Source organism: Synechococcus sp. W55.1 (assembly GCF_047461655.1).
Classification (GTDB): Bacteria; Cyanobacteriota; Cyanobacteriia; order Thermostichales; family Thermostichaceae; genus Thermostichus.
This window is the reverse complement of the sequence record NZ_JANSHN010000004.1, coordinates 66,787-80,253: the sequence shown is the minus strand read 5'-3', so window position 1 is coordinate 80,253 and position 13,467 is coordinate 66,787. Positions and strand designations below refer to the sequence as shown.

The window sequence follows — 13,467 nt, the reverse complement described above, 5'->3', positions numbered from 1 at the left end:
CCGATCCCTTTCCCAGAACGAGAGGAGGGCTAGGGATAATCCAACGAAGCAGTTTCATTTGGATTGGAAATAACTGGGGTCTGGATGGTCTGCAAAGGCGCCGTGATAGGCGGCCTGCATTGCCGCCAAAGACACCGACAACACGGGATCCCCTTCCGCAGTGGTCAACACCAAGGGATCCTCAGGGGATCCCACCTCTCCCAAAAGCTGCCACTGGCCGGCAAGCTGCGCTTCTAAGTAGGCTTCCCAAGCAGAGCGCTGGGCCGGATCCACAGAAACCAGGATGCGGCTGGATCCCTCGCCAAACAGGGCCTGATCCCAGCGCAAGGATCCAGGAGCCAGGGAGAGGGTTGCGCCGCGGCCTCCGCTCAAGCAGGCTTCTGCCAAAGCCACAGCCAATCCCCCCTCGCTGCAGTCGTGGGCAGAGCGCACCCAGCCCTGGCGGATTCCATGGCAACAGGCAGCTTGCACCCGCTTTTCCAATTCCAGATCCACTGGCGCGGGCCGGCCCGTAACTTGCTGGTGGATGACCGCCAAATACTCGCTGCCCCCCAAGCTGGTGAGGGCCTGGGATCCCAGGAGGTAAATGAGATCCCCTTCTTGCTGCCACCCCTGGCCACAGATGCATTTCAAGTCGGGAATAAGACCCACCATGCCAATGACAGGGGTAGGGTAGATAGCCTGCGATCCCTGGGGGGTGAGGGTCTCGTTGTAGAGAGAAACGTTTCCCCCCGTTACCGGCGTACCGAGGGCACGGCAGGCATCTCCAATCCCCCGACAGGCCAGGGCCAGCTGCCAGTACACCACCGGGTTTTCGGGATTGCCAAAGTTAAGGTTATCGGTAACAGCTAGGGGATCGGCCCCCACACAGGTGAGGTTGCGGGCAGCTTCCGCCACGGCTGCCTTGGCCCCCTCGTAGGGATCCAAATACACCCAGCGGCCATTGCCATCCAGGGTGGCAGCGATGGCCTTGCGGGAAGCTCGCAGGGGCGGCACCTCGCCCACGCCAAACTTTTGGGAACGGATGCGGATAACCGCCGCATCTCCCTGGCCCGGCCAAAGGACGGTGTTGTTTTGCACCTGGTGGTCGTATTGGCGATAGATCCAGGCTTTGCTGGCCAGAGTGGGGCTGGCCAAAAGCTGCAGCAGCACCTCTTTCCATGCCAGCGTTGCCTGAGCGAGGTGGATCCCCTGGCAATCACAAGGGGGTAGAGTGGCGGGATCCCATTGCCACGCTGCCTGCACGTAGGCTGGCGGCTCTGGCAACACCGGACGGACATAGACGGGGGTGTCTTCGGCCAAAGCCCGCGCCGGCACCTGCACCACGCAGGATCCCTGGTGCCAGATCTCCACCAGCGGCTCGGCAATGACTTCCCCGGCCACACTAGCTTGCAAACCCCAGCGGTGGAAGATCTCCATCACCTCCGCCTCGCGGCCTTTTTGCACCACCAGCAGCATCCGCTCCTGGGATTCCGAGAGCAGGTATTCCCAGGCAGCCATGCCGCTTTCCCGCGCCGGCACTCGGTCGAGGTCAAAGCGGATCCCCACCCCTCCCTTGGCGGCCATCTCCGCGGTGGAGCAGGTGATCCCGGCTGCCCCCATATCCTGGGCAGCCACCACAGCTCCTGTGGCAAAGGCCTCCAGACAGGCCTCGATGAGGCACTTGCCCAGGAAGGGATCCCCCACCTGCACTGCCGGCCGATCCTGCTGCGCATCCTCCTTGAGCTCGGCGCTGGCAAAGCTGGCGCCGCGGATCCCATCCCGCCCGGTGGTGGCGCCCACGTACAAGACCGGGTTCTCCACCCCCCGCGCTGCCGATTTCACCACTGCCGGCGTCTCCAGCAGCCCCAGGGCCATGACGTTGACCAGAGGATTGCCCGTGTAGCAGGGATCCACGGCCACCTCGCCGCCTACGGTGGGCACCCCAACACAGTTGCCGTAGTGGGCAATGCCCTCCACCACCCTGGCCATGAGGCGGCGGTTGCGGGGATCTGTTAGCGGCCCAAAGCGCAGCGAGTTAAGCAGGGCAATGGGACGGGCGCCCAGGGTAAAGATATCCCGCAGGATCCCTCCCACGCCGGTAGCTGCCCCCTGGAAGGGCTCCACTGCCGAAGGATGGTTGTGGGACTCGATCTTAAACGCCAGCCAATCCCCCTCCCCCAGATCCACTACGCCGGCATTTTCCCCCGGCCCCACCACTACCCGCTCGCCCGTGGTGGGAAAGTTTTTCAGCAGAGGGCGGGAGTTTTTGTAGCAGCAGTGCTCTGACCACATCACCCCAAACATGGCCAGCTCGTTGGGGTTGGGATCCCGGCCCAGCTGCTGCTGGATCTGTTGATATTCCGCCGGGGAAAGGCCGTGGGCTTTTAAGTCTTCGAGAGTATAGGGCATAGTGCTCCAATTGCCCCTAGCTTAGGTCAACAACCCAGGGCCCAAGAGACGGGCCTGACGCTCTTCCAGTATGCGGCTTAAGGGGGGCCAGCGCTTCAGGTCAGGGTCTTGGACAATAAGCTGCTCTGCCGCCTGGCGGGCCAGCTGCAGCACCTCTTGATCCTCCATGAGACTGGCCAGGGCAAAATCGGGTAGCCCCGACTGGCGGGTGCCCATCACCTCCCCTGGGCCGCGGAAGCGCAGATCCATCTCGGCAATGAAAAACCCGTCGTGGGACTGCTCCAGCACCTTGAGCCGCCGCAGGGCCTCCTCGCTTTTGGATCCTGTCATCAGGATGCAGTAGGCCTGGTCAGATCCCCGCCCTACCCGCCCCCGCAGTTGGTGCAGTTGGGAGAGCCCAAAGCGCTCCGCATGCTCCACCAGCATCACCGAGGCATTGGGCACATCTACCCCCACCTCCACCACCGTGGTAGAGACCAGAATATCCAGCTCCCGCCGGCGAAAGGCCGCAATGACAGCTTCCTTCTCGCTACTGGTCAAGCGCCCGTGCAGCAGGCCCACCCGAAATTGGGGGAAGACCTTTTCCTGCAGACGCTGGTGTTCCTCGATGGCAGATTTGAGATCCAGCTTCTCCGACTCTTCAATCAACGGCAGCACCACGTAGGCCTGCCGCCCTTGGGCAATTTCCCGCTCGATAAGCCGCATCACCTGCAGGCGATCCCCTGGCCGGGCCACCAGGGTGTGCACGGGCTTGCGCCCCGGCGGCAGCTCGTCAATTTGGGTAACATCCAGATCCCCATGCAGGGCCAGGGTGAGGGTGCGGGGGATGGGTGTAGCCGTCATGGTCAGGACATCGGGGTGGTCACCTTTTTGTTGTAGGGCAGCCCGCTGCTCCACGCCAAAGCGGTGCTGCTCGTCGATGACCACCAAGCCCAGGTTGCGAAACTGCACTGCCGGCTGGATGAGAGCATGGGTGCCCACCACCAAGGGCAATTCCCCGGTCTGCAACTGCCGCAGGATCTCCCGGCGCTTAGCAGGGGGCGTGGATCCAGTCAACAGTTCAACGGGCACCTGCAGCTGGCTGAGCCATTCCACCAACTTGCGGTAGTGTTGCTCGGCCAAAACCTCGGTGGGAGCCATGAGGGCCGCCTGCCAACCGGATTGAATGGCTGCCAGCACAGCTGCCACCGCCACCACGGTTTTGCCGGATCCCACATCTCCCTGCAAGAGGCGGTTCATGGGCAAGGGATCCCGCAGATCCGCTAGGATCTCGTCGATGGCCCGCTGCTGGGCAGCGGTAAGCTGAAAGGGCAGGATTTGGTAGAAGCGATCCAACAGCTCCCCTCTAGCCGGCTGGTAACGAGGTATGGCCTGAGCTTGGGCACGATAGCGGTGTCGCCGCTGCAATAGGCTTAGTTGTAGGTAGAAAAACTCATCGAACACCAGCCGCCGCCGGGCCTGGGCCAGCAGCTCTCGGGTCTCAGGAAAGTGGATCTGCTGCAGGGCAACAGGCAAGTCCAAAAGCTGCAACTGCCGCTTGAGATCCGCCGGCAAGGGATCCTCCACCAAGGCCGCCGCCGGCAAAGCCAGTTGCACCGCCTTGCGCACCAGATCGGCGGGGATCCCTTCTGAGAGAGGGTAAACTGGCAAGATCTTGCCCAGCCTGTCCAGCTCCTCGCCCTCTCCCCCCAGCACCTCCAGTTGCGGGTTATCCAGCGTTAGGCCCAACCGGCCCTTTTTGACCAGGCCGCTGGCAGCCACCAGGGCCCCCTTGGGGTATTGCCGCTCCAGGGAAGCTTGCCAACTGCGCTGGGCAAACTGCCGCCCGCTGTAGAAGCGGCTGAGGGTAATTACACCACTTTTGTCGGCAATCTTTAGGTTGAAGATGGTCAGCGAGGGATTCTTAGGGCTGGTAAAGCAACTGCAACTTTTCACCGTCCCTACAAGGGTAACGGTCTCCCCCACCTTGGCTTGGCGGATGAGCACCCGCCGGGAATAGTCCAGGTAGTCGCGGGGGAAGTAGTAGAGGGCATCCCGCACGCTGTGTAGGCCCAGTTGTGCCAGTTTCTCCGCTGACTTGGGACCAATGCCTTTGAGAAACTGCAGCGGCTGCTCCAGGCTGAGGCCGGCGGGGAGAGATGGGGAAATCGTGCTCCGCCCTGCCTCTGGGGGGGTTGTTGCTACGCCTACGGCAGGGAAACCAGAGCGCTGTGGCAACGAGGCTGCAAACGAGCCAGGTTGGTGGGAACTCGGTCGGGACAGCTCTTGCTGACGTCGGACTCGCTCCAGCCAGCGGCGGGTTTCGGCCACCAGGTGCTGGCGTTCGGGCAGCTCCAGCTCGGAATACAGGGTATAGCGGGATCCCAGTTCTTTCCATCGCCGCCGGTCATCTCCATTCAGCACCCAGTCAGAGGGGGGATCCTGTCCGAACACGCTCCCCAAAAATTGGGAGAAGGTCTGCTCTCGCCCCCGCAGGTCGGTAAACCCCACCTCTGCTTCTAGGGAAAGGGCGCGCTGAAGCCGCTGTAGATCCACCTGGCTCAAGTTGCTTGGCTGCCGGGAGTGCTCCTTATCAATCCAACTTTAGCCAACAACGGCAGGACAACCGAAGGAGTGCAGCAGCGCAAGCCACACTTTCCATTCCTTGATAAAGAAAAAAGCCTGCCTTATTACTCCGCAACACTGTCGTGACGGGGCAGGCCGAAGGGATCCAGAGGCACTTTTTGGGAGATGCAGGAGCTTTAGCTGCGGGCCAGGGCGGATCCCAAAAGCAGAGCCATCACTGCCGGCACCAAGGCAATCGCCAGGATGGTGAAAACTTGTGCGTCCGTCATAACCAACTCCCTAACAGTGGAATTGCACAAAAGTCAGCCCCCTCACTCTACCGTAGCTTGAGGGGTAGCCTTGACACCGAGAAGAAAAGCTCAACATTCTTTACAAAGCAGCCCCTGTCCATCTCGGTTGACCCCAAGTATAAAAGCCGGGGCCTGCGCTGCTGGTTCGCGGGTCATGCTACGATGTTGCTCCGCAACGCCGTCGCGACGGCGAAGCAGTTCTTGCCCATTCCTCCTGCGAAGTTCGGTCTTGGCGTCATCATGGTAGCTGCTCCACAAAGTCTGACCACCTCACGGGATAGCTTGGCCATCCTGGCGGAAACGGATCCCGTTGTTTACCGCCTGATCCAGGAAGAGCTCAACCGGCAGCGGGATCACCTGGAGATGATTGCCAGCGAGAACTTCACCTCTCCTGCCGTCTTGGTAGCCCAGGGCTCGGTGCTCACCAACAAGTATGCAGAAGGGCTGCCGGGCAAGCGCTACTACGGCGGCTGCGAGTTTATTGACGAGATTGAACAACTGGCCATTGACCGGGCTAAGCAACTCTTCGGGGCAGCCCACGCCAATGTGCAGCCCCACTCGGGGGCGCAGGCCAATTTCGCTGTTTTCCTGGCCCTGCTGCAGCCAGGAGACACAATTATGGGCATGGATCTTGCCCACGGCGGCCACCTTACCCACGGCTCCCCGGTAAACGTCTCCGGCAAGTGGTTCCGCGTGGTGCACTACGGGGTGCATCCGCAGACGGAGCGGATTGATTTTGACCAAGTGCGGGATCTGGCCCTGCAGCACCGGCCCAAGCTGATCATCTGCGGCTACTCTGCTTATCCGCGGACAATTGACTTTGCCGCTTTCCGCGCCATTGCCGACGAGGTGGGGGCCTATCTTCTGGCCGACATTGCCCACATTGCCGGCTTGGTGGCCACTGGACATCACCCCAACCCCGTGCCCCTCTGCGATGTGGTGACCACCACTACCCACAAGACGCTGCGAGGGCCGCGCGGGGGACTCATTCTCACCCGCGACCCAGAATTGGGCAAAAAGCTGGATAAGGCAGTGTTCCCCGGCAGCCAGGGGGGGCCGCTGGAGCATGTTATTGCTGGCAAGGCGGTGGCCTTTGGAGAAGCCCTGCAGCCCAGCTTTGCCCAGTACTCGGCCCAAGTTATCGCCAATGCCCAAGCCCTGGCGGGATCCCTGCAGCGGCGGGGCATCCGGCTAGTTTCCGGGGGCACAGACAACCACCTGATGCTGCTGGATCTGCGCTCGGTTTCGGCGGTGCTGGAAAAAGTGGGGGCGGCGGATCCGGTGATGACAGGCAAACGGGCGGATCGGCTAATGGACGAGATCCATATCACCGCCAACAAAAACACCATTCCCTTCGACCCACAGCCGCCTTTCGTGGCCAGCGGACTGCGCCTGGGATCCCCGGCCTTGACCACCCGCGGCCTGGGGCCGGTAGAATTTGAAGAAATTGGGGAGATCATCGCCGATTGTCTGTTTCAGCCTGAGGAGCCTGCTGTGTTGGAAGAGTGTCGCCAGCGGGTGGCCCGGCTCTGTCGCCGTTTCCCCCTCTACCCCCATCTGGGCTAACCGTCTGCGTAGCGGGACAGAGTCCTCGATACATCTCTGCGGCTTGCCATGCCCTACTTGGTCGCGTTCCTTGCTGCTGCCTGTGTGGTTCTGTGGGCAACCCCAATGGTGAAGGCAGTCGGGATCCGCAGTGGCCAGTTGGATTTTCCCGATGAGCGCAAGATCCACCGGCAGCCGATGGTACGCCTGGGGGGGGTTTCCATCTTTTTTGGGAACTTGGTGGCCCTGCTGTTGCTCTGGGGAGCCGGAGCTTTTGGGGGCTTGCGCACCGAGCAGGAGTACGAGATTTGGGGGGTGACAATTGGCGGGGTTTTGTTTTTCTCAATCGGCTTGGCGGACGACCTGTTTCACCTGTCGCCCTTTTCCCGCTTGTTGATGCAATTCGGCGTGGCTGCTGCCGCCTGGGGGGTGGGGGTGCGCATTGAGTTCGTCAACCTGCCCGGGAGAGGGATCTGGCCCTTTCCGGTGTGGTTGAGCCTGCTGATTACCTTGCTCTGGCTGGTGGGGATGGCCAACGCCATCAACTTTATGGATGGGCTGGATGGGCTGGCGGCAGGGGTGTCGGGAATCGCGGCGGTGGTGATGCTGATCGTAACCCTGCTGCTGGATCGACCGGCGGCGGCCATGCTGGCGGCGGCCTTGGCGGGGGCTTGCCTGGGGTTTTTGCGCTACAACTTCAACCCGGCGCAGATCTTCATGGGGGATGGAGGGGCCTATTTTTTGGGCTTTACCCTGGCTGGGATTGGGGTGATCGGGGTGGCCAAGGGGGTGACCACGCTGGCAGTAGCCCTGCCTTTCTTTATCCTGGCGGTGCCGATCCTGGATATGTCCACCGTGATCCTCAAACGGCTGGCCAGGGGGAAGTCGCCTTTCCATCCCGACAAAGGCCACCTGCACCACCGTCTGCTCAAAGCTGGCCTATCCCAGCGGCATTCGGTGCTGCTGATCTATGCCATGACCCTTTGGGGGGGATCCCTGGCTTTGGCTTTGGCGGGCTTGCCGGCAGGAGGCACCTACCTGGGGGGAGCCTCGCTGGTGCTGGGGGGGGTGGCCTGGGGGGCTTGGCAACGGCATCGCCAACGGCGACGAGCTTTGCCCTCGGAGGACAGGCCCGAACAGGGATATGTTGCTTCGCGCCATCACGACCAGGAATGTCAAGAAGATTGAGCCGGGCTTGTTCTCCATCGCTCGCCTGCCTAGACTGGAGGCGCTCTATATTTGTTGTTTTTTGTTTTGTTGTTTTTTGTTTAGCTCTGTGTTGCCTCATGCGCCCCACACCTGAGTTGGCAGCTCTCCTGCGCCGCACCGCGGATCGTATCCAATCCCAACACTGGGGCTTCTGGGACTGGGAGTACTGCTGGCGGGACAGCACCCGCTGCAATTGCGGCCTGTTGGTGCGAGAAGCCCTGGGCTGGGATCGGCAGCAACTCAGCCTGCGCATCCACCGAGGCACCTGGCGCTCCATCGCCCAAACCGCCTACCGAACTGTTGCCCTGGCCTTGAGGGATCCCTGGCAACTGGAGGGGCAGTGCGAGGCCACCGGCCTGCGGCTGGGGTATGTGTTCGAGAAAATGGCAGAGCTGGGGTTCGACCAACCGGAAGACTTTGCCGCCCTGGAGGAGCTGAGCGATCCCGTAATTCTGGCCCGCCTGGCGGAAAAAGGTGTGGAGCCAGCACAGCGCGACCAGGCGATCCATGTGGCGCTTTACATGCGGGAACTGGCGGACTGGATTGACGAACAACTGCAGGCGCAGGCTCAGATCAGCCGCTTGAGCCAACCTTTGCCCAAAACACCAGGGATCCTCGTCCAACAGTCGGTGCACCTTACTTGAGGAACTCAGTTGCCTTCCTCTACCATCACCACATGGGCAGGGATCCCAGGGGGAAGAGCCTTGCAGCCGGACAAAAAGGCCAGCTCGATTAAGAAGGCAAATCCCCCCACTTCAGCACCGCTCTGGGCCACCAATTGGGCGGTGGCGGCGGCTGTGCCCCCGGTGGCAATGACATCATCCACGATCAACACCCGCTCTCCGGGGCGCAGGGCGTGGGCGTGGAGTTGGAGCTGGTCTTGGCCGTATTCCAGGCTGTAGGTCTGGCTGAGCACCGGCGGCGGCAGCTTGCCCGGCTTGCGAACCGGGACAAATCCCAAGCCCAGGTGTTGTGCCAAAGCAGCCCCCAAAATGAACCCCCGCGACTCGATGCCGACCACATAATCTAGGGATCCCATGCCGGTGGTGCCGGCGGCCAACTGTTCAATAGCCGCCCGGAAGCCTGCCGGATCCTGCAGCAGGGGGGTCATATCCCGAAAGAGGATGCCGGGTCTGGGAAAATCGGGCACCAAGCGAATGAGGGCTCGCAGATCCATCCTGTTTTCCTCGCTGGCCAGTGGCTTGCTGTTCGCGTTAGCGGGACGGAGTCCTCAAAGGACGCTCCAAGCAACCCATCATACTCGGTTAGCTAATGGGCAGATGGGATCCCTTTTGGTCAGTCTGGCAACGGGGAAGATTTTCTATAATTGGCAAGGCTGGGGGCCGCGGCTCACCTAGTCGCCCATCTGTAAAATCGGAGATCTCTCATGCGCTACTACATGGCCATCGACTCCAATCCCCTGGCAAGTTTGCCGCTGGCTCTGTTTGGGGTGAGTAGCGAGTCGGCCTATGTCGATCTGCTGCAAGACAAGCTCATTGTGCGGGCGGGCAGCCTGTTCAACGAGACGTTCTCCCTGAGCGAGTTGGGACAAGGGGAGCGCTTCCCCTGGCCTTGGTACTACGGACTGGGCGTGCGCACCGATTTTCAGGGGATCGTTGGCCCGGTAACCAGTGCCCAAGGGGTGATCGCCATTCCACTGGTGCAGGAGAAGCCTCTCTTTATTCCCTTGCTGGGGCCGGTAGGGCTGCAACTGCCCTGCAAAAAGCTGGTCTTCAGCCTCAAAGATCCAGATACCTTCCTGGCCAACTTCAACCAGGGTCGCCCAGAGGTCAACGCCGGCCCGAAGAATGTGGTGATTGATTGACGCTCCTCCCGCTAACGCAAGGCAAGTAGCAGGAGATTCCCCCTTCACCGAGTCTTGACCCGATGCCGTGAAGACATCACGCGAAGCACTGCGACGGATCTGGGTAGAACCGCAGGGATCCCTACAGGTTGCCAACGCAGCTCAGGGTGTGGAGAAGACCCAGGGTACCAGCTCCCACCGTCGTCGATGGACAGGATCCCCAAAATGCGCGACGGTGAGTTTATTCTGGTCGTTACGCTGGACGCCAAAGGGATCCCTGATGAGTTCAACCCCGCTGCAGCGCACCCCCTTGTTCCCCCTTCATCAAGCTTTGGGGGCGCGATTTGTCCCTTTTGCCGGCTGGGAAATGCCGCTGCAGTATCGGGGAGTGATAGCAGAACATCGGGCAGTGCGGGAGAGGGTGGGGATATTCGACATTTCCCACATGGGCAAGTTCACCCTCTGGGGGCCGGAGCTGGGATCCCACCTCAGCCGTCTGGTTCCCAGCGATCTGAGCGCCGTTCCTGTGGGATCTGGTCGGTACACCGTCCTGCTCAATCCACTGGGGGGCATTTTGGATGATGTCATCTTCTACCGGCATCCACCGGAGGGTGAGCTGGAGCACTGGAGCGTGATCGTCAATGCAGCCACCCGGCAGAAAGATTGGGATTGGCTCAACCACCACTTCCAAGGGATCCCCGGAGTTAACCTGCAGGATCACTCCGATGCTCAGGTTCTGTTGGCGGTGCAGGGGCCGGCAGCCGAGGAGGTTCTCCAGCCCTTTTTAGAGGGATCCCTGAAGGCTTTGCGCCGGTTTCAGCACGGTCGGTTTGCCACAGCAGCGGGAACCTCGGGAGAGACTATCTTTGTGGCCCGCACCGGCTACACCGGAGAAGATGGCTTTGAAGTTATGCTCAGCCCCGAAGATGGCATCCGCCTTTGGGAGCAACTGATTCAGGCCGGCGTGCAACCCTGTGGGCTGGGCTGCCGCGATACCCTACGTCTGGAGGCCGCGCTCCATCTCTACGGGCAGGACATGGACGAGAGCACCACTCCCTTGGAAGCCGGCTTGGGCTGGTTGGTGAACAACCCAGAAGACTATATCGGCAAGCCCGCCATCGAAAGCCAACGGGAGCAAGGGATCCCTCGCCAACTGGTGGGGTTCCGCATGTTGGAAAGTGTTCCGCACCCCTATCGCGGACGGGCCATCCCCCGCAGCGGCTATGCCATCTACGCTCCCAACTCCCCTGAGCCGATCGGACGGGTAACCAGCGGCACCCATTCTCCCAGTTTGGGCTATGGCATTGGCTTAGGCTATGTCCCCCCGGCTTGGGCCAAGGTGGGATCCCGCCTGGAAATTGAGATTCGGGGGCAACGCCGGCCTGCGGAAGTAGTGAAAAAACCTTTCTATCGTGCTCCGCACCGCTGACGGGAACAGGCGCAGGCTCCGGTTAACCCAGGGGGTTGAGCCGTTTGCCGGTCTTGGGAGTGGAGTATTCCTGCTGCAGCCGCCGCAACTTCCGCAAGGCCCGCCGTTCAATCTGTCGTACTCGCTCCCGCGAAAGACCGATGTGCTCCCCAATTTCCCGCAGCGTTAGACCTCTGGATCCATCCAGCCCATAGCGAGCCACAATGACCTGTCGCTCTCGTTCGCTCAGTTGGCCCACCAGAGCGCGGACTTCCTCTCGATGGGCAACCTGGGTTAGGTGTTCGACAGGGTCGTTGTCTTCATCTGGGATAAAGTGCTGCAGTTCGGTGCCATCTTCATCCCCTACCCCCACATTCAAAGACCGCATCTCTGCCATGTGGCGGGTGATCAGCTCACGGTAGTTATCGCCGATATCCAGAGAATCAAAAACTTCTTCTGCCTGGGGGCGGGATCCCCTTTCGGCAGATAACTCGCGGTAGCGCCGCTTCACCTGGGAGACCTTTTCGTACATGTGGGCCGGCAGACGGATCATCCGCCCCTTGTTTTGGATGCCCCGGTTCACGCTTTGCCGGATCCACCAAGTGGCATAGGTGGAGAACTTGTAGCCACGGGTGGGATCGAACTTTTCCACGGCGCGGGTGAGGCCGATGGTGCCTTCCTGAATCAGATCCAGAAACGGCAAGCCTCGATTGCGATAGCGCTTGGCAATCGACACCACCAAGCGGAGGTTACACTCCACCATTCGTTTCTTGGCTGCTTCCCCCTGCCGCAGGATCTGCTGCAGCTCTGCTAAAGGGATCCCCAACCGCCGGCTCCAATCTTCCACCGACTCGTGGGGCTGCCGCTGTTCTAGGAGCGCCACCATCCGCTGCACCTGGTGAGCCAAACGGAGTTCTTCTTCAGCGGTGAGCAACGAGTAGCGCCCAATCGTCTTCAAGAAACGCCCCACCGCATCTTGCAAGTCAAGACTTTCCGACATATCAAACCCCACACCATAAATTCATGTCCTGTCAGAATCGCCACTTCTCCTGTTGTTGCATCAAGCCGTCTTCCTGTGTGTGAAGCTGACCTTTCTGCAAACAGCACCTTATTCATACCAGCACAAAAGCCCTTTCGTAAAGGCTTTAACTCTAAAAACTTGAGCCAGAATCGAGTGCTTGACTCACTAAATTTATTGAGTCTGGCTCACTAGACTCTATTAGGAGCGTCTAGCTGCCCATTTTGTTGATTAAAAACTCTACTAAAAGGGTGGCCGAGAAATTAACCATTTCATAAGCCTGGATTTAAGGCTTAGGAAAGTTACGAAAGATTGTTCTAAACAATCAACAAGTTTTTGATGCCAAATCAGATTGCTCATAAGCTAAGAAAGCAAATTTTTTCACTCATTTTGTTAGAACTAGAAATGGATATTTCTGTTTGCAGAACTATCGGAAGGGCTTGCTCGGCAGGGAATAGAAAGGTTCATCAGCAGGTTTTTGGAATGCCTTGAGGTGAATTTGGCACGTCATCGCCGACAACCTCAGCCGGAAACAGATGAGGACGGATCCCTGTGGGACGGGTTTTTGCTTCTGCCTCTAAACCTAGTGGAAGTTATCGCCAATACTCGACTTTGGACACTAGATGCAGATCTAAGATTTCTGTATCACCGAACACGCTAGGCGCGGATCCCCGGCATCGGTGCTCTGCACCGCCATCGCCAACGCCGCAGCGCGCACCCACATAACAAGGCAGGTCAGGTCAACCCTGCTCTGAGCAGTCCAGCCGCCATCCAGGCCCAGGTGTGCTGCACTCTTAAGGGAAAAAATGGGAACTCCGTTCCGCTCGCGCGACCCGCTGCGGGATGGTTGACCAAAAAACTGGGTTTAAAGCCCCGCCCTAAGGCCTACGGCCCCGCTGACGCGACTAGGGCGGCTTTGTGCTACGCTGCCTGCGACAGCAGGGTAGTCAGCCGCTTTAAAAGCCCAACAGTCTCACGACCGGATACAGCCTCGATAGGTTTTGTGGTTGTTGTTTGCAACGGTGCCTAGGGGCATAAGGACTCTGTCCCGCTGGCGCGAGAGGGAACCGCCCCGCATTCGCATCAGCGGCGCGGAGCGCTTGGGGGAACGCCTGGGGAGATGAGCACCGCTGCTTTGGAGGGGCAACCCAAGGCGGTAAGTGCTGCCGCAGAACCAGGAACCAGAATCTCCCGCCTTTAGGCAGGGGGTTATGTCAAATTTCTTCCATAACTGCAA

At 60.2% G+C, this 13,467-nt stretch carries 10 protein-coding genes; 5 read left to right on the top strand and 5 right to left on the bottom strand.

The window, feature by feature from the left end:
- Positions 1-54: 54 nt before the first annotated feature.
- The 3 genes from purL to psaM all read right to left on the bottom strand — a co-directional run bounded on the left by purL (position 55) and on the right by psaM (position 5,225).
- Entirely contained in the window at positions 55-2,391 is a 2,337-nt protein-coding gene (gene purL, locus NW816_RS03315; protein ID WP_414408228.1) for a phosphoribosylformylglycinamidine synthase subunit PurL, read from the bottom strand.
- 21 nt (positions 2,392-2,412) lie between these two features.
- Positions 2,413-4,926, bottom strand: coding sequence for an ATP-dependent DNA helicase RecG (recG, locus tag NW816_RS03310; protein ID WP_414408264.1), 2,514 nt, complete (start codon positions 4,924-4,926; stop codon positions 2,413-2,415).
- A gap of 206 nt (positions 4,927-5,132) precedes the next feature.
- A complete protein-coding gene (gene psaM / locus NW816_RS03305; RefSeq protein WP_011434349.1) occupies positions 5,133-5,225 on the bottom strand; it encodes a photosystem I reaction center subunit XII in 93 nt (30 codons plus the stop codon).
- A 261-nt stretch (positions 5,226-5,486) separates the two neighbouring features.
- Between psaM and glyA the strand changes: the two genes are divergently transcribed.
- The 3 genes from glyA (at position 5,487) to NW816_RS03290 (ending at position 8,644) form a co-directional block, all read left to right on the top strand.
- On the top strand, positions 5,487-6,812 hold the full coding sequence (glyA, locus tag NW816_RS03300) for a serine hydroxymethyltransferase (RefSeq protein WP_414408263.1): 1,326 nt from the start codon (positions 5,487-5,489) through the stop codon (positions 6,810-6,812).
- Positions 6,813-6,860: 48 nt separating this feature from the next.
- The gene (locus tag NW816_RS03295) at positions 6,861-7,979 is read left to right on the top strand and encodes a glycosyltransferase family 4 protein (RefSeq protein ID WP_414356525.1); all 1,119 of its coding nucleotides are present in this window, start codon (positions 6,861-6,863) and stop codon (positions 7,977-7,979) included.
- 98 nt (positions 7,980-8,077) lie between these two features.
- Positions 8,078-8,644: a hypothetical protein gene (locus NW816_RS03290; protein ID WP_148202776.1), complete on the top strand. Its 567-nt coding sequence runs from the start codon at positions 8,078-8,080 to the stop codon at positions 8,642-8,644.
- 5 nt (positions 8,645-8,649) lie between these two features.
- Here the strand turns inward: NW816_RS03290 and NW816_RS03285 are convergent, their stop codons facing one another.
- Positions 8,650-9,177 (bottom strand): adenine phosphoribosyltransferase, encoded by a 528-nt coding sequence (locus tag NW816_RS03285; RefSeq protein ID WP_011434353.1) that lies wholly within the window; start codon positions 9,175-9,177, stop codon positions 8,650-8,652.
- Positions 9,178-9,387: 210 nt separating this feature from the next.
- Between NW816_RS03285 and NW816_RS03280 the strand changes: the two genes are divergently transcribed.
- Together NW816_RS03280 and gcvT are read left to right on the top strand one after the other, a co-directional pair.
- Positions 9,388-9,825 carry a hypothetical protein gene (locus tag NW816_RS03280; RefSeq protein ID WP_414356521.1) on the top strand — a complete coding sequence of 146 codons (438 nt, stop codon included), beginning with the start codon at positions 9,388-9,390 and terminating at the stop codon, positions 9,823-9,825.
- 259 nt (positions 9,826-10,084) lie between these two features.
- A complete protein-coding gene (gene gcvT, locus NW816_RS03275) occupies positions 10,085-11,233 on the top strand; it encodes a glycine cleavage system aminomethyltransferase GcvT (protein WP_414408262.1) in 1,149 nt (382 codons plus the stop codon).
- A 22-nt stretch (positions 11,234-11,255) separates the two neighbouring features.
- Here the strand turns inward: gcvT and NW816_RS03270 are convergent, their stop codons facing one another.
- Positions 11,256-12,212 (bottom strand): sigma-70 family RNA polymerase sigma factor, encoded by a 957-nt coding sequence (locus NW816_RS03270; RefSeq protein WP_414375392.1) that lies wholly within the window; start codon positions 12,210-12,212, stop codon positions 11,256-11,258.
- Between the last annotated feature and the right edge of the window lie 1,255 nt (positions 12,213-13,467).